19 protein-coding genes are annotated in these 15420 nt (G+C 52.6%); 8 read left to right on the top strand and 11 right to left on the bottom strand.

Annotation, left to right across the window (positions count from 1 at the left end):
- Positions 1 to 110 precede the first annotated feature (110 nt).
- Complete coding sequence (gene punR, locus EOS98_RS12325; protein ID WP_000269523.1) at positions 111 to 1043, top strand: DNA-binding transcriptional activator PunR; 933 nt, start codon at positions 111 to 113, stop codon at positions 1041 to 1043.
- Here the strand turns inward: punR and purR are convergent.
- Positions 1040 to 2065, bottom strand: coding sequence for an HTH-type transcriptional repressor PurR (purR, locus tag EOS98_RS12320; protein WP_000190992.1), 1026 nt, complete (start codon positions 2063 to 2065; stop codon positions 1040 to 1042). The genes punR and purR overlap by 4 nt on opposite strands.
- Positions 2066 to 2360: 295 nt before the next feature.
- Between purR and EOS98_RS12315 the strand changes: the two genes are divergently transcribed.
- A complete protein-coding gene (locus tag EOS98_RS12315; RefSeq protein ID WP_000102277.1) occupies positions 2361 to 2450 on the top strand; it encodes a YnhF family membrane protein in 90 nt (29 codons plus the stop codon).
- An 82-nt stretch (positions 2451 to 2532) separates the two neighbouring features.
- On the opposite strand, the gene sodB is transcribed toward EOS98_RS12315, so the two are convergent.
- Entirely contained in the window at positions 2533 to 3114 is a 582-nt protein-coding gene (gene sodB / locus EOS98_RS12310) for a superoxide dismutase [Fe] (RefSeq protein ID WP_000007294.1), read from the bottom strand.
- A gap of 126 nt (positions 3115 to 3240) precedes the next feature.
- Positions 3241 to 4062 (bottom strand): C40 family peptidase, encoded by an 822-nt coding sequence (locus tag EOS98_RS12305; protein WP_206612203.1) that lies wholly within the window; start codon positions 4060 to 4062, stop codon positions 3241 to 3243.
- A gap of 334 nt (positions 4063 to 4396) precedes the next feature.
- Here EOS98_RS12305 and grxD point away from each other — a divergent pair, with 334 nt between their 5' ends.
- Complete coding sequence (gene grxD / locus EOS98_RS12300) at positions 4397 to 4744, top strand: monothiol glutaredoxin 4 (protein WP_000108176.1); 348 nt, start codon at positions 4397 to 4399, stop codon at positions 4742 to 4744.
- Between the two features lie 77 nt (positions 4745 to 4821).
- On the opposite strand, the gene rnt is transcribed toward grxD, so the two are convergent.
- The 4 genes from rnt to EOS98_RS12275 form a co-directional block, all read right to left on the bottom strand.
- Complete coding sequence (gene rnt, locus EOS98_RS12290) at positions 4822 to 5469, bottom strand: ribonuclease T (protein ID WP_001282272.1); 648 nt, start codon at positions 5467 to 5469, stop codon at positions 4822 to 4824.
- 100 nt (positions 5470 to 5569) lie between these two features.
- A complete protein-coding gene (gene gloA / locus EOS98_RS12285) occupies positions 5570 to 5977 on the bottom strand; it encodes a lactoylglutathione lyase (protein ID WP_001237787.1) in 408 nt (135 codons plus the stop codon).
- 68 nt (positions 5978 to 6045) lie between these two features.
- Entirely contained in the window at positions 6046 to 7143 is a 1098-nt protein-coding gene (locus EOS98_RS12280) for an alkene reductase (protein ID WP_000092944.1), read from the bottom strand.
- 58 nt (positions 7144 to 7201) lie between these two features.
- The gene (locus tag EOS98_RS12275) at positions 7202 to 7801 is read right to left on the bottom strand and encodes a TetR/AcrR family transcriptional regulator (protein WP_001041823.1); all 600 of its coding nucleotides are present in this window, start codon (positions 7799 to 7801) and stop codon (positions 7202 to 7204) included.
- Positions 7802 to 7903: 102 nt separating this feature from the next.
- Between EOS98_RS12275 and EOS98_RS12270 the strand changes: the two genes are divergently transcribed.
- The 3 genes from EOS98_RS12270 to sodC2 all read left to right on the top strand — a co-directional run bounded on the left by EOS98_RS12270 (position 7904) and on the right by sodC2 (position 9691).
- Entirely contained in the window at positions 7904 to 8143 is a 240-nt protein-coding gene (locus tag EOS98_RS12270) for a DUF1289 domain-containing protein (RefSeq protein WP_031605363.1), read from the top strand.
- A gap of 50 nt (positions 8144 to 8193) precedes the next feature.
- On the top strand, positions 8194 to 9090 hold the full coding sequence (locus EOS98_RS12265; protein WP_058109805.1) for an aldo/keto reductase: 897 nt from the start codon (positions 8194 to 8196) through the stop codon (positions 9088 to 9090).
- 79 nt (positions 9091 to 9169) lie between these two features.
- Positions 9170 to 9691, top strand: coding sequence for a superoxide dismutase [Cu-Zn] SodC2 (gene sodC2, locus EOS98_RS12260; protein WP_000826820.1), 522 nt, complete (start codon positions 9170 to 9172; stop codon positions 9689 to 9691).
- On the opposite strand, the gene EOS98_RS12255 is transcribed toward sodC2, so the two are convergent.
- The 3 genes from EOS98_RS12255 to EOS98_RS12245 are packed head-to-tail and all read right to left on the bottom strand — an operon-like array spanning position 9667 to position 12805.
- A complete protein-coding gene (locus EOS98_RS12255) occupies positions 9667 to 11706 on the bottom strand; it encodes an FUSC family protein (protein ID WP_127821171.1) in 2040 nt (679 codons plus the stop codon). The two genes, sodC2 and EOS98_RS12255, sit on opposite strands and share 25 nt — an antisense overlap.
- Positions 11706 to 12566, bottom strand: coding sequence for an HlyD family secretion protein (locus tag EOS98_RS12250; protein ID WP_045340932.1), 861 nt, complete (start codon positions 12564 to 12566; stop codon positions 11706 to 11708). Before EOS98_RS12250 ends, EOS98_RS12255 begins: the two co-directional genes overlap by 1 nt.
- A gap of 2 nt (positions 12567 to 12568) precedes the next feature.
- Positions 12569 to 12805, bottom strand: a complete 237-nt coding sequence (locus EOS98_RS12245; protein ID WP_000649755.1) for a DUF1656 domain-containing protein — start codon at positions 12803 to 12805, stop codon at positions 12569 to 12571.
- 194 nt (positions 12806 to 12999) lie between these two features.
- On the opposite strand from EOS98_RS12245, the gene slyA reads away from it, so the two are divergent.
- Entirely contained in the window at positions 13000 to 13440 is a 441-nt protein-coding gene (slyA, locus tag EOS98_RS12240) for a transcriptional regulator SlyA (protein ID WP_000764554.1), read from the top strand.
- 47 nt (positions 13441 to 13487) lie between these two features.
- On the opposite strand, the gene slyB is transcribed toward slyA, so the two are convergent.
- Positions 13488 to 13955, bottom strand: coding sequence for an outer membrane lipoprotein SlyB (gene slyB, locus EOS98_RS12235; protein WP_000597179.1), 468 nt, complete (start codon positions 13953 to 13955; stop codon positions 13488 to 13490).
- A gap of 272 nt (positions 13956 to 14227) precedes the next feature.
- Here slyB and anmK point away from each other — a divergent pair, with 272 nt between their 5' ends.
- Positions 14228 to 15349, top strand: coding sequence for an anhydro-N-acetylmuramic acid kinase (gene anmK, locus EOS98_RS12230; protein ID WP_000835020.1), 1122 nt, complete (start codon positions 14228 to 14230; stop codon positions 15347 to 15349).
- Positions 15350 to 15420 lie beyond the last annotated feature (71 nt).

The raw sequence follows: 15420 nt of genomic DNA, 5'->3' as shown, positions 1-15420 counted from the left end.
TTGTTTCTCTTTCTTATCAGACAGACATTGTCGCAGAGTGTAGGGAGTGAAATTACGGTTGTGAAACGTTAATATTTGTCCAGTGAATTCAAAATTTTTGTAGGCAAATTATGTGGTCGGAATACTCGCTTGAAGTGGTTGACGCCGTGGCGCGCAATGGCAGTTTTAGCGCGGCGGCGCAGGAACTGCACCGTGTGCCTTCGGCAGTCAGTTACACCGTTCGTCAGTTAGAGGAGTGGCTGGCCGTACCGCTTTTTGTACGGCGTCACCGTGATGTTGAGCTGACGCCTGCTGGCGTCTGGTTTTTAAAAGAAGGGCGTTCTGTTATCAAAAAAATGCAGATCACTCGCCAGCAGTGTCAGCAAATTGCTAATGGCTGGCGCGGGCAGTTAGCTATTGCGGTGGACAATATCGTCAGACCAGAACGTACCCGGCAGATGATCGTCGATTTCTATCGCCATTTTGACGATGTGGAACTGCTGGTCTTTCAGGAGGTGTTTAACGGCGTCTGGGACGCGCTCTCCGACGGGCGTGTCGAACTGGCGATTGGGGCGACGCAGGCGATTCCGGTAGGGGGGCGTTACGCTTTTCGGGATATGGGGACCCTGAGCTGGAGCTGCGTAGTGGCAAGCGATCACCCGCTGGCGTCGATGCCTGGGCCGTTAAGCGATGATACCCTGCGCAACTGGCCGTCGCTGGTCAGGGAAGACACTTCGCGAACCTTACCGAAACGGATTACCTGGCTGCTGGATAACCAAAAAAGGGTCGTCGTACCGGACTGGGAGTCATCGGCAACCTGCCTGTCGGCAGGACTATGCGTGGGAATGGTGCCGACGCATTTTGCCCGACAGTGGATAGACAGCGGAAAATGGGTGGCGCTGACGTTAGAGAATCCGTTTCCCGATGCGGCCTGTTGCGTGACGTGGCAGCAAAACGAAGCCTCGCCCGCGCTGGCATGGCTGCTGGACTATTTGGGCGATAGCGAAACGCTGAATCGGGAGTGGCTGCGGGAGCCAGAAGAGGCTCCCGACAGTGGGGATTAACGCCGATAGTCGCGGAACGGGCCGTCAGCGACCGAGCGACGCTCAACCAGGCGTGGATGAACTTCAATAGACTGTGACTCTTCACGCTTATTGACGATGCGATCCAATAGCATATTAAATGCGGTTTCACCTAAAGAGTCTTTGGGCTGGTGAATCGTCGTCAGCGCCGGGGTAAAGAAACGGGCGTTACGCACATTGTCATAACCGATCACCGAAACGTCCTGCGGTACGCGAAGCCCCATTTCGTCAGCCGCGCAAAGCGCGCCCATCGCCATAATATCGCCGCCGCAGAAAACGGCGGTAGGGCGATGTGACTGCGATAAGATTTGCTGCATCGCGTGGTAACCGGATTCCGGCTCGAAGTCGCCCTGAACAATCCAGTTGTCCGGCACGTTGATCAGCGCCTCCTCCATGGCTTTCATAAAGCCTGCCAGCCGGCCTGCGCCGGTGTTGCGCTCCAGCGGGCCGGGAATAACGCCGATATCCCGGTGGCCGCGCTCAACCAGATAACGACCCGCCATATAGCCGCCTGCAAAGGCGTTATCAATCACCGTGTCGGTAAAATCGGCCTTCGCTTCACCCCAGTCCATCACCACCATCGGAATATGGCGATACTCTTCCAGCATGGAAAGCAGAGGTTCTGGATACTCAGAACACATCACCAGCAGGCCATCCACGCGCTTTTGCGCCATCATGGACAGGTAGGCGCGCTGTTTTTCCAGGTTATTCCAGGCGTTGCCTAAAATCAGCGTATAGCCTTTCTGGAAACAGTTTTTTTCAACTGCCTCGATAATTTCGGCAAAATAGGCCGCTTCGCTGCTGGTCGCCAGTAAGCCTATCGACTTGGTATGGTTAACCTTCAGGCTACGTGCGACGGCGCTGGGAGAGTAGTGCAGCTCTTTAATTGCCGCCCAGACTGCGTTACGCGTTTCTTCAGCGACAAAACGCGTTTTGTTGATTACGTGTGATACAGTTGTAGTGGAAACGTTTGCTCGTTTCGCTACATCTTTAATTGTTGCCATTACATTTCACTCCAGACCCTCGCTAAGCTCCTGAGAAACGCCAGGTAAACGTTTGCCTACACACACCCTAATCGCAACATCAGGGTTGCGGCACGCCGGAAAAACGACACGGAACGTCAGGAAGGGGTCAATGGCCGTTACGCTAATTCAGTAAGCCTGGAATTTTGTCTGATCTTGAGGAAAAGGGGAAGCGTTAAAAACAGTTATCAATATAAAACATGAGAGATTTTTGGGCGGGAATGTGCAAAAATGCGCTATATCACTTTTTGTGTGGGAATAAAAAGGAGAAAACTTGATGAGTACCGACCTGAAATTTTCGTTGATTACTACGCTGATTGTTCTGGGCGTGATTGTCGCAGGTGGATTAACGGCCGCTCTGCACTGATTTCCTCTCTTCTGAGGGGGGGCGTCTCCTCTATTCTATCCCTCTCTAAAACGCAGAAGGTGTACCTTCTGCGTACTCAGACTTATGCGGCGAGATTTTTCGCAACAAATTCCCAGTTAACCAGCGCCCAGAAATGCTCCAGATAGTTTGGACGGGCGTTGCGGTAGTCGATGTAATACGCGTGTTCCCACACATCAACCGTCAGCAACGGCGTTGCATCCGTAGTCAGCGGCGTACCGGCATTTGAGGTAGAAACGATAGCCAGTTTGCCATCAGCGCTTTTTACCAGCCATGTCCATCCGGAACCAAAGTTTTTGATAGCGGCATCGGTGAACTGCGCTTTAAATTCCGCGAAGCTGCCAAAAGATGCCGCGATAGCATCAGCCAGTTTCCCGGTCGGTTCGCCGCCAGCGTTTGGCGCCAGGCAGTTCCAGTAGAAGGTGTGGTTCCACACCTGAGCGGCGTTATTAAAGATACCGCCTTCGGAGGCGCGCACGATCTCTTCCAGCGATTTGCCTTCAAACGCCGTGCCTTTGATCAAATTGTTAAGATTGGTCACGTAAGTCTGATGATGTTTGCCATAGTGATATTCCAGCGTCTCAGCAGAAATATGCGGCGCCAGAGCATCTTTGGCATACGGTAATGCAGGTAATTCGAACGACATTGCTTCTCTCCTTATTATTAATATTGCGCACGCACAATACCCCTGGTGCGCGTAAGGATAGGGTAGCAAATTGAGAGGTGGCGCAAAAGAAGAAGTTATCCTGTCGTTAAACGACAGGATAAAATATTAGCGAATTGTTTTAGGCGTCATCACCCGACGGGCGCCGACATAATGACGTTGCCAGTACTCTTCGTTCAGTGAGGTGATCTTAATTTCCTGACCGCTGCGTGGAGACTGAATAAACTTACCGTTGCCGACATAGACGCCAACGTGATCGGCGGTGCCGCGCCCCTGCGTACGAAAGAACACCAGATCGCCGTTTTTCAACTCGCTACGCTCAATGGGCGCCGCGTCACGCAGGTGATACATCTCATTCGCCGTTCGGGGGATACGGATCTTCACTAAATCTTTATAGGCATAATAAACCAGACCGCTGCAATCAAAACCGGTGCGCGGCGACGCGCCTCCCCAGTGATACGGTTTACCAATCTGGTTCATGAGTTTGGACATCGCGGTTTTCGTCGCTTTTTGTACTTTTGCACGATGCGAATCGGCAATAGAGACCGGCAATGTTCCTTTCCCCTTCACGCAGTGCGGCTTACGGCCTTTACGCGTCGTGCATTTTTCCGTTACGTCGAGGGCGGCGATTGACGTGGGCGCGGTTCTGTTACGACGATGCGTCGTATGACGAGATTTTGTGGAGGCGGTGGTACGTTTTGGCGTAGAAGCGGAAGAAGAACGGCTGGTTTTTGAGGTTTTTTTTACGTTTTTTTTGCTGGTTTTACTGATCTTTTTCGTTGTGCTTTTCTTTTTATCTGCCGTTTTCGTGACATGAGAAACAGCAGGCGTCGCTTTGGCTTGCCTGGAAGCATGGGCCATTGGCGTAAAGGGGAGAGTAGTAAAAAGTAAAGCACAGAGCGTGATCGAGATTTTGTTTATCCGCGCCACTGAGCAATCCTCTGTTAAAGGCAGGCGATTCATGCCTGCGTATGATTTACAAAACCTGATAATTCTAATCTACAAAAGCACAGATTGGTAATTGCTTTTGGTTTCTGAAGCTGTGTTTCGTTAACAGATGTAAAAAAATAGCAATTAATGCTAAACACGAACGCGTTATCTACAAATCACTGCGCGGCAACCCGCTTAAAAGATATTTTGTATACAACTTATTCCCGCAGACGGTAAAATAATAAGGCATGATGAAAATGTTATTTTCCGTTGCCAGCCTGACCCGTTACAATGACAGGCTTCGGTCGTAAAAGTAGTTTAAGGAAGCGAGACAATGAGCACCACTATCGAAAAAATTCAGCGCCAGATCGCTGAAAACCCGATTCTCCTGTATATGAAAGGTTCACCGAAACTGCCAAGCTGTGGTTTCTCTGCGCAGGCCGTTCAGGCGCTTTCAGCCTGCGGGGAACGTTTTGCCTATGTTGATATCCTGCAAAACCCGGATATTCGCGCTGAATTACCGAAATACGCCAACTGGCCGACATTCCCACAACTGTGGGTGGACGGCGAGCTGGTCGGCGGGTGTGATATTGTGATTGAAATGTATCAGCGTGGTGAGTTGCAGCAGCTTATTAAAGAAACTGCGGCAAAATATAAAACTCAGGAGCCGGACGCAGAGTAATCTGTGAAAGAGGAAAGCGACCTGTAAAGGTCGCTTTTTTACTGCCATCGTGAGCAAGAACGGCGTTGTTAGCCTCGTTATTTGTCCGTCGGCAAAGGTAACGGCCAGCCGCCCAGGCGCTTCCAGCGATTGACAATTTCACAAAACAGCACCGCTGTCCGCTCGGTATCATACAAAGCGGAATGGGCCTTTTCGCCGTCAAACTCCATACCTGCCGCCAGGCACGCTTTTGATAACACCGTTTGTCCCAGCGCCAGTCCGCTCAATGCCGCAGTATCAAAGGTGACGAACGGATGAAACGGGTTACGTTTCAGCGAGGCGCGCTCTGCGGCGGCCATCATAAAACTGTGATCAAAAGTGGCGTTATGCGCGACCATAATGGCGCGACTACAACCGCTGTCTTTGATACCTTTACGCACCATTTTGAAAATAGCGTGTAGCGCCTCATATTCACTCACCGCGCCGCGTAGCGGGTTAGAGGGATCGATACCGTTAAACGCAAGCGCTTCCGGCTGTAAGTTGGCTCCAGCGAACGGCTCTACATGGAAATGCAGCGTCGTGTCCGGCATCAGCCAGCCTTGTTCATCCATTTTCAGCGTGATGGCGGCGATTTCGAGCAGCGCATCGGTTTTAGCGTTAAATCCTGCAGTTTCAACGTCGATGACGACAGGATAAAAACCACGAAAACGGTCGCACAGACCGGAAAGTTGAGCGTTATCGGACATCTGAGTCTCTTAATACGAAAAAATGCAGCGCGTATTATGGCAAATTTTACGCCGGGATGCAGTAAAACAACGGGCGCAGTGACCTGCGCCCGGCGGGGGATCAGTTACCCAGACCGCGGCCTGCGTCTTTAGCTTCAATCAATTCGATTTTATAGCCATCCGGATCTTCAACGAAGGCGATGATGGTCGAACCGCCTTTTACCGGCCCCGCTTCACGGGTCACGTTGCCGCCGTTCTGACGAATGCGTTCACAGGCTTCAGCAGCATTGTCAACGCTCAGCGCGATGTGCCCATACGCATTGCCCATGTCGTAGCTCTCAACGCCCCAGTTATAGGTTAGTTCGATGACCGCTTCTTCCGTTTCCGGACCATATCCCACAAAGGCCAGCGAGTATTTGTATTCCGGATTCTCACTGGTACGCAGCAATTTCATGCCCAGAACGTTAGTGTAAAAAGCGATGGAACGCTGCAAATCGCCGACGCGCAGCATAGTATGCAATAAACGCATTTTCGTTGTCCTTAAAATAGTCAAGATATTCAAAGTATAGCGGCGATGTGAGGCCGCTATCAATGAAATTACAGAGTAGGGTAGTCAGTGTAGCCTTCCGCGCCGCCGCCATAAAAACTTTCGGGACGCTGTGGATTAAGTTCCGCTTTACGTTGCAGACGCGCCACCAGATCCGGGTTAGCGATGTAATCGCGACCAAACGCCACGGCGTCAATCAGCCCTTTTTCGATCAGATCTTCCGCTTTTTCTGGCGTATAGGCGCCAGCGCCGATGATGGGACCGTGGAAACGCGCGCGCACTTTTTCACGGAACGCGTCGCTGTACGGTTCGCCGCCCGCCCAGTCTGGTTCAGACATATGCAGATAAGCGATGCCGCGTTTGCCTAACGCTTCAATCAGATAAAGGGCGTCAGCTTCTTCATTCGGGCCGTTATCGACATTCTGGAAAGTGCCGACAGGAGAAAGGCGGATGCCGATACGGTCCGCGCCCCATTCCTTAATGCCGGCATCAACCACCTCCAGCACCAGACGGGCGCGATTCTCTACGCTGCCGCCGTACTGATCGGTACGGTGATTAGAAGACGGTGAGAGGAACTGGTGCAGCAGATAACCGTGCGCGGAGTGCAGCTCCACCAGATCGAAGCCTGCCTCTCGGGCATTGGCGATAGCCTGGCGGAAATCGTTGACGATCCCGGGGATCTCGTGAGTATCCAGCGCGCGCGGCGTGGAAGTCTCTACGCGGATGGCCTGGCCGTTTTCGTCACGCAAAGAGGTGCGGGTTCCCGCATTGATAGCGGATGGCGCGACGGGCGCTTGTCCGCCTGGTTGCAGGCTGGCGTGTGAAATACGGCCCGTATGCCACAGTTGCACCGCCATATGGCCGCCCTGGGTATGGACTCCCTGAGTGATTTTTTTCCAGGCGGCGATCTGCTCATCGCTGTGTAATCCCGGTGCGCCGGCATAGCCTTTCGCCTGTGCGGAGATTTGTGTGGCTTCGCTGATGATCAATCCAGCGCTGGCGCGTTGACGGTAATATTCCGCCATTAACGGCGTAGGAATGTCGCCCGGTTCAATACTCCGCAAACGCGTCAAAGGCGCCATAAATACGCGATTTGTCGCCGTGATGGCACCCACCTTGAGGGGGGTAAACAGTTTTGCTGATGACATAGTGGCTCCTGATATAAGTAGACCGGTCGTCTTGTAATAAAGGAAATAAAAACGCCCGTTACTGCTCAGGCGTTGCAATGATGGTCTTAACATGCGCCAACGCATTTTCCAGTGGCGCGGCGCTACGGGATATTTTGGCCTGCAAATTGGCGCCCAGCCACAGGGCATAAAGTACCTGCGCCTGTGGCAACGGCTGGCCGGTGAAATGTAAACAGTGGCTATTACGGCCATCTTCCAGCGCGCGTGCAAGCAGTGCCATGATCTCCTGCGCCCCTTTATCCATCGTAGAGCGCATATCCTCCGACAGATCGCAGACCTCCGCTGACAGTTTCACCGTCAGGCAACCGCTAATGGCGCCTTGCTGGCAAAACTGCTTTAACGTTTCCTGATACCAGGCGAGAAGACGATCGCGATGATTACCGGGACCGGAGGTGAAGTGCGCCGTAAGACGCTGATGATAGCAGGCGTAATGTCGCTCAAGCATGGCGACGCCGAAGGCTTCTTTCGAGCGAAAGTAGTGATAAAACGACCCTTTAGGCACCTGGGCGGTTTTGAGCAACTCGCTAAGCCCCATGCCGGTAAAACCCCGTTGCATACAAAGCTGCTCGCCGGTGGCCAGCAGATGTTCGCGGGTATCGTGTTCGGTTTGCTTATTCATAACAGGCAGTATAGTAGACCAGTCGGTCTACTGCAAGCAGAGTTGCCATAATGTCAGTTAGCGTCTTCAATAGTCATAAGCGCCAAACGTTGAGGAGGGGATGTGGCCGAGCAGTTGGAGTTTTTTCCTGTAGCAAGCCCATGTCGCGGTATCTGCCAGTCTGATGAGCGTGGCTTTTGTCGGGGATGTATGCGCAGCCGCGACGAACGGTTTAACTGGCAAAAAATGAGCGATGCCGAGAAACAAAATGTACTGCGGCTTTGTCGCCAGCGTTTCTTGCGTAAAATACGCACAAATAAGCCTCTCCCATCGGAAGATCCTCAACAACCTTCACTCTTTTAAACGCGGAATTGCGTATACTCAACCTCATTATTCTCTATGAGGAATCTGTTATGGTTCAGCGTGTCACCACCGCTCCACAAGGCCCGGAGTTTTCGCGTTTTGTCATGGGTTACTGGCGTTTGATGGACTGGAATATGTCCGCGCGTCAGTTAGTGAGTTTTATCGAAGAACATCTGGATTTGGGCGTCACTACCGTTGACCATGCGGACATTTATGGCGGTTATCAATGCGAAGCGGCGTTTGGCGAGGCGCTAACGCTGGCGCCGCATTTGCGGGAAAAACTGCAAATCGTTACCAAATGCGGTATTGCGACCACCGCCAGAGCGGAAAATAGGCTCGGTCATTATATTACCGATCGCCGCCATATTATTCTGAGCGCCGAACAGTCATTAAAAAATCTGGCGACAGATTATCTGGATATGTTGTTAATTCACCGTCCCGATCCGTTAATGGATGCGGATGACGTCGCCGAGGCGTTTCAACATCTGCACCAAAGCGGCAAAGTGCGCCATTTTGGCGTTTCTAATTTTACGCCAGCGCAATTTACGTTACTGCAATCGCGCCTGCCGTTCACCCTGGCGACCAACCAGGTGGAGATCTCGCCGGTTCACCAGCCTTTGTTGCTGGACGGCACATTAGATCAATTACAGCAACTGCGTATTCGTCCGATGGCCTGGTCATGTCTTGGCGGCGGTCGTCTGTTTAATGATGAGGCTTATCAGCCGTTGCGCCAGGAACTTTCCGTTATCGCGCAAGAACTCAACGCCAGTTCTATTGAACAGGTGGTCTATGCCTGGATTTTACGTTTGCCGTCGCAGCCGCTGCCGATTATTGGCTCGGGTAAAATCGAACGCGTACGCGCCGCACTAGAAGCGGAAACGCTGTCATTGTCGCGTCAACAGTGGTTCCGAATCCGCAAGGCGGCACTGGGTTATGACGTGCCGTAATCGCCAACTCGTTGACTTTCCGTTCATGTTTTCGCTAGTGGTTTACACTTAACAGGCGACCACATGTAACGGAGGTTTTATGAAGCGATTAAGTTTAGCGATGGTGACGCTGTTGGCCTGTGCGGGTGCGCAGGCCGCCAGCGAGAAAGTAGAGATGAACCTGGTGACGGCGCAAGGCGTAGGACAGTCTATCGGCACAGTCGTCATCGATGAAACCGAAGGCGGCTTAAAATTTACCCCACACCTTAAAGCGTTGCCGCCGGGCGAGCATGGTTTTCACATTCATGCCAACGGTAGCTGCCAGCCCGCGATTAAAGACGGCAAAGCGGTTGCCGCAGAAGCCGCTGGTGGTCATCTGGACCCACAAAATACCGGCAAGCATGAAGGACCGGAAGGCCAGGGGCATCTGGGCGACCTCCCGGTGTTAGTCGTTAATAATGATGGTATCGCCACCGAACCGGTTACTGCGCCGCGTCTGAAGTCTCTTGATGAAGTGAAAGATAAAGCGCTCATGATCCATGTGGGCGGCGATAACATGTCCGATCAGCCGAAACCGCTCGGCGGCGGCGGAATGCGTTACGCCTGCGGCGTCATTAAATAACCTGGAGCCAGCGTTCCCTGTGCTGGAGCCTGTTCCAGCTGCGACAGCGAACAGTGTAAACGCCAGATAATCGCCGCCAGCTCATGCGCGGCGGGTTGATGATGATGTGCGAGCGTGTCGCAGATACGCTGTAGTTCCTGTAGCGTGACGGCAAGCGGGCGTTGCTGCACGCCGCGCTCGCTCATCACATCGCGCAGCAGGGATATACAAATATCCCGCACCCGGGAAAGCGGGTCGGAACGCGACTCCCAGGCGCGCAGCTGCCACACCACATGCGAGCAGTTCAGCAGTACCACTCCCCAACGTAATAACCACCGGCGCGCCAGCGCATCCTGGCTATTGCTGAGCTGACTGACGTGATGATAGGTCAGCGATTCAAACTCGCTTTCGCTATGGGAAGGGTGACGGCTAAGCTGATCGACGAAATCCCGGCGTAGCGCGCGGATATGGCGGCGGCTTTTTACGGCATCGGAACCGGGGCGCAAAATCGCAAACGCCAGCCAGGAAATCGCGACGCCGACGATCTTGGCGGTATTATCGTTAAGGAAGTCGGCGAAGTCGTACACCGGCGGATTGGTCACGGCGATGAATGAGCCCATAAAAACGATAAGCTGCCCCCACAGTCCCGCCAGCTTAGGCATCTGCAGTTTAAGCAGTTGCATCGTGACGAACAGCGGAAAAAGGAAAAGCAAGAATTGCCACAGATCGGTGATTTGCACCATCACGCCAAATTTCACCACGAAGCTGAATAAGGACAGCAGCACTAAAGTACGCATCAATAAGGTGAGCGACTTAAACGGAGTGGCGACGATGGAGTAGAGAACGCAACTGATCGCCGCCAGGGTTAATGCGCCGGGCCCGGATTCCCATTGCGCGCCAATACTCCAGGCGCCAATCACCGTGAGCGTGCAAAAGGTACGTACGCCGCTCCAGATGGCCTCTGCGTTATCCGTATGCCGTGCAAGGCCGGGAGTGCGGCGGATATGGATTTGATCCACCGGCGCGCCGCTTTCGATCAGATATAACTGGCGGCTGCTGCGCAGATATAAGTGGCAAAAATAGCGTAATCGCTGCCAGAACGCGAGGTGACGATAATCCTGTTCATCCTGCGGGCGTAGCGGCGCAATAATCCGCGCCACGGTGTAGCTGTCCGCGCGCGGTTTTGCCAACTCAGCTAAGAGTTGTTCAATGACTTCGCGGCTGTTTTCCGGCGGCGTCGGCCAGTTTAAAAGCATTCTACGCAGACTGGAGATCACGCTGGTTAGCCGTAATTGCTGGTGTAGCAATGCATTTAGCAATGCATTCTGGCGGCGAAAACGGTAGTGACTCCAGAAGGCCTGAATACGCAGCAGGTTCATGGTCAGGATTTGCCCAATGACCCCCTCATGCGCGGAGCGGATAGCGTCGGTAGTCTCCGGCTGCCATAGTAGACTGGCATGTTCCAGCAAGCGCGCATGCATGTTTTTCAACGCGGTGAGCAGGGCGGTACCATCCGATGTGCTGGGTAGGATCATCATCATCATGCCGCCACAGAGGATGCCGACGATAACTTCACATACACGTGCCTGGGCGATATCCCACAACTGCGTGATTTCTACAATATTAACCATCGGGAACGCGATGATCGCCGCCGTGTAGCCGGACAACTGGAAAGCATAAGCGACATTATTGGTAAAATGCGCGCAGGCCCAGGTACAAAAACCGATCCAGGCGGCCATGCTAAATAAGAACAACCAGGGTTCATTCAGCGTATGGCCGGCAATAATCAACGCGGCGGTCGCGCCGAGTAAACTCCCGGCAATACGCCCCAGACTTTTACTGATTACGCCGCCTACGGTCGGAAAGCTCACCACTGCGGCCGAAGTCATCGCCCAGTAGGGCTCATCCAGATTGAGATAATAAGCGAATGTCAGCGCGAGACACATGGCAATGGTATTGCGCAACGCGTAACGCCACTGGCCGGAGGTCGCTTTAAACCAGGGCGTATTTCGCAGGGCCGGCAGGGAGAGTTTCATTACCGCTGTCCAATGGCTACGCTGCAGGTAGTGCCGGAGACGAGCGTGATATCCTGCGGCAAAGCGTCAAATTCGATACGTACCGGTACGCGTTGCGCCAGACGTACCCACGGTACGTTGGGTTTGATATCGGGCACTAAACCGGAGTCACTTTCCACGCTTTGATCGTAAATAGCGCGCCCGATACTGCCAACGTGACCCTGTAACTTAACATTGCCACTATACAGTGTTATTAATGCAGGCTCACCTTCGCGGATGTGGCGTAGTTTGGTTTCTTCGAAATATCCCATTACATAAAATGAATGGCTATCTACCAGGGCGAAAAGTGGCTTACCGGTACTGGCATAATCACCGGTACGCGTGGAAAGGTTGGTCACCCAGCCGGATACCGGCGCTTTTACTTCCGTCTGGCTAAGCTGCCACTGCGCCTGTTTTAACGTCGCCAGTGCGACATCTACGCTGGCCTGCATCGCTTTAACATTCAGATTGGCGCTATCCAGATCTTCAGCAGAGATGTAGTTACGCGATAAATGTCGACGTCGATCGGCTTCATTATTCGCTTTTGCCAGATCGGACTGCGCTTTGGCCAACTGCGCCTGCGCGTTAAGTTCTGCAATATGGAAGGGCGTTTTATCAATGACAAAGAGAACGTCCCCGGCGTTGACGAACTGATTATCTTTGATATTGAGTTGGATAATGCTGCCAGAAACCTGCGGCGTTACGCTGACCTGTTCCGCGCGGATTTTACCATCGCGCGTCCACGGTGACTGCATATAGTAATTCCATAACCACCACGCGGCCAGAACGGCGACAACGGCGACAATGAGAGTAGAAAAATATTTTATTGTTTTTAACGACATATTTACCACGCGATCAGTAAAACGAGGCCCAGACATACGCAAAGCGTAAAGAGGGAGAGATCCATTAACAGGGGATGCCAGATTTCATCAGAGTATATCCGGTCACGCAGGAGTCGGTGAATAAACAACCAGATAACGAACCCAAGCGCAAAGGCTTTAAAGAATGGCGGAAAGTAAACAGATGCTCCCAACATGAGATCTTGTAAGGGCAATCCTGTGGCGTTGAGTATACACTTCACAAGCAATGTTCCTTTGCGTCAGACATCGATGCTTTAGTTTTAGCCAAAACTGAAGCTACAGGTGCCAGGTGCGCACTATGTCTGAAAAAATGTCTATTGGTAAGCAAATTTAGCAATACATTTGTTTTGAGAATACAAATACTGCACACTATTCTAAAATCAGCATAATAACTTAGCAAGCTAATTATAAGGAGATGAAATTGGAATCGCCACTAGGTTCTGATCTGGCACGGTTGGTGCGCATTTGGCGTGCTCTGATTGACCATCGCCTCAAGCCTCTGGAATTGACGCAGACACATTGGGTCACGTTGCACAATATTCATCAATTGCCGCCTGACCAGTCGCAGATTCAATTGGCTAAAGCGATAGGCATTGAGCAGCCATCGCTGGTACGCACGTTGGATCAACTTGAAGATAAGGGGCTAATTTCGCGGCAAACCTGCGCCAGCGATCGTCGCGCTAAGCGGATTAAACTGACCGAAAAAGCGGAGCCGCTGATCGCTGAGATGGAAGAGGTCATTCATAAAACGCGCGGTGAAATTTTGGCTGGGATTTCTTCAGAGGAGATTGAGCTTCTGATTAAACTTGTCGCTAAACTTGAACACAACATTATGGAATTGCACTCTCACGATTGAGGTGCAGGGGCATACGTGTGGCCATGTGACCACACGTAAAGCCTGGTTTAGCGTGGAGAGACAGTAACCTGGCTGCCATTGCTGGCCAGCACGACACGCTGACCTGCCGAGAAACGCGTATTTCCTTGTTTCTGCACAACCATAATGGTGTTGCCATCGTCTTTACGAATTTCCAGTTCCACACCCTGGGTTTTATTCATTGCGCTCTGGACGCCCTGGCCCGCTACGCCGCCAGCCACCGCGCCTGCCGCGGTCGCCAGTGAACGACCCGTACCGCCGCCGATAGTGTTGCCGAGGAATCCGCCCAACACCGCGCCGCCGATAGCGCCAATCACGTTAGAATCATCACCGCCCTGAATTTGAACCGGACGAACGTTAACGATAGTACCGTACGTTACATTCTGAACTTGTTTAGCCTCGGATGCGGTATAAACATCACCCGAAAGGCTATCATTGTTAACACACCCAGCTAAGGATAACCCCATCAGTGAAACGGCCAGTACACGTTTAATCATTTACCCATCTCCTGTTCTTCACGAAACGCTATTTCAGCATCCCTATAGCTAAATTATATGGCATTTATGCAGTTAAGGTCATATCTTCTGCCGAAAGAATGTAAAAATCATAATCAGAAGTTAATTAACTAATCTTAAACGAAGTGGGAAGCAAGAAAAGATAGGTTATTGATATCCGTGGACGGCACGGCAAAAAACGTGACGCGGGCATCGCATTGCAAAATACGTTATGCCGAGTGTTAAGGCTTAACTCAGCTTAATAAGGAAGAGGTATGAAATCGGGCCGTTTTATTGGCGTTATGTCCGGAACCAGCCTTGATGGCGTGGATGTTGTACTGGCGGCAATTGATGAAACAATGGTAGCGCAACAGGCAAGTCTCACCTGGCCCATTCCCGTTCATCTGAAAAAAGGCATTCTCGATATTTGCCAGGGACAACCGCTTACGCTCTCGCAACTCGGCCAGCTGGATACCCAGTTAGGCCGGCTTTTTGCACAGGCGGTTAATGCGCTGTTAGCGCAACAACGTTTGCAGCCGCGGGATATCGTCGCCATTGGTTGTCATGGGCAAACGGTCTGGCATGAGCCGACCGGCGAGGCCCCGCATACGCTGCAAATTGGCGATAATAATCACATCGTCGCCCATACGGGGATTACAGTGGTCGGCGATTTTCGGCGGCGGGATATTGCGCTGGGCGGACAAGGCGCGCCGCTGGTGCCCGCTTTCCATCACGCGCTGTTGGGACATCCGACGGAAAAACGTATGGTCCTGAATATCGGCGGCATCGCCAATTTATCTCTGCTTTTCCCCGGACAGGCGGTGCGCGGGTACGACACGGGGCCGGGTAATATGTTGATGGATGCGTGGATTTGGCGACAATGCGCGCAGCCCTACGACAAAGACGCGGCATGGGCGAAAGAAGGTCAGGTTATTCTTCCATTGCTGCAAAAGATGTTGCGCGATCCGTACTTTGCTGCGTCGGCGCCCAAAAGTACAGGACGCGAATATTTCAACTATGGCTGGTTAGAGCGTCATCTTACGGCTTTCCCTGGCGCAGACGCGCGCGATGTACAGGCCACGCTGGCGGAGCTGACGGCGGTCTCCATCGCCCAACAGGTGCTGCTCAATGGCGGCTGCGAGCGGCTGATGGTCTGTGGCGGCGGAAGCCGGAATCCGTTAGTGATGGCCCGTCTGGCGGCGCTGTTGCCCGGTATCGAGGTTTCGACCACCGATAAGGCGGGGATCAGCGGCGATGATATGGAAGCGCTGGCCTTTGCATGGCTTGCCTGGCGAACGCTCGCGGGCCTGCCGGGAAATTTACCTTCCGTGACGGGGGCTGCAGAAGCCAGTGTTTTAGGCGCTATTTACCCGGCTAACCCAATAACTCAGAGTTAACTGAATTTTTCCCGGACCTTATATCGGTAAACTAGCAAGGTCAGGAAGGGGCGTTTGCCCTTCCAGAAGCA

The sequence above is a fragment of the Salmonella sp. SSDFZ69 genome (genome assembly GCF_004010755.1).
GTDB classification, from domain to species: Bacteria; Pseudomonadota; Gammaproteobacteria; order Enterobacterales; family Enterobacteriaceae; genus Salmonella; species Salmonella enterica.
Note: the sequence above shows the minus strand (reverse complement) of the source record. Positions and strands in the feature narration are given on the sequence as shown.